The organism is Azospirillum formosense (assembly GCF_013340925.1).
Taxonomy (GTDB): domain Bacteria; phylum Pseudomonadota; class Alphaproteobacteria; order Azospirillales; family Azospirillaceae; genus Azospirillum; species Azospirillum formosense.
In genome coordinates, this window is record NZ_WHOR01000561.1 from 1 (window position 1) to 575 (window position 575).

At 69.0% G+C, this 575-nt stretch carries 1 protein-coding gene; it reads left to right on the forward strand.

Features of this window, described 5'->3' with window-relative positions; translation table 11 throughout:
• Positions 1-575 (forward strand): electron transfer flavoprotein subunit beta/FixA family protein (locus GBZ26_RS29840; protein WP_211105022.1); only part of this gene is annotated, 575 nt, incomplete at both ends.

Consider the following 575-nt stretch of genomic DNA (forward strand, 5'->3'; position numbering starts at 1 on the left):
GGTCCTCGTCCCGGTCAAGCGGGTGGTCGATTACAACGTCAAGATCCGCGTCAAGGCGGACGGTTCCGGCGTTGAGACCGCCAACGTGAAGATGAGCATGAACCCCTTCGACGAGATCGCCGTCGAGGAGGCCGTCCGCCTCAAGGAAGCCGGCAAGGCAACCGAGGTCATCGTGGTCACCGTCGGCCCGACGGCGGCGCAGGAGACGCTGCGCACCGGCCTCGCCATGGGCGCCGACCGCGGCATCCTGGTCCAGACCGACGCCGAGACGCAGCCGCTGGCCGTTGCCAAGGTGCTCAAGGCGCTGGTCGACAAGGAGGGCCCGACCCTCGTCATCCTGGGCAAGCAGGCGATCGACGACGACTGCAACCAGACCGGCCAGATGCTCGCCGCCCTGCTGGGCTGGCCGCAGGGCACCTTCGCCTCCAAGGTCGTGCCGGGCGACGGTTCGGTCACCGTGACCCGCGAGATCGACGGCGGCCTGGAGACCGTGCAGCTGACGCTGCCGGCGGTCGTCACCGCCGACCTGCGCCTGAACGAGCCGCGCTACGCCTCGCTGCCCAACATCATGAAGG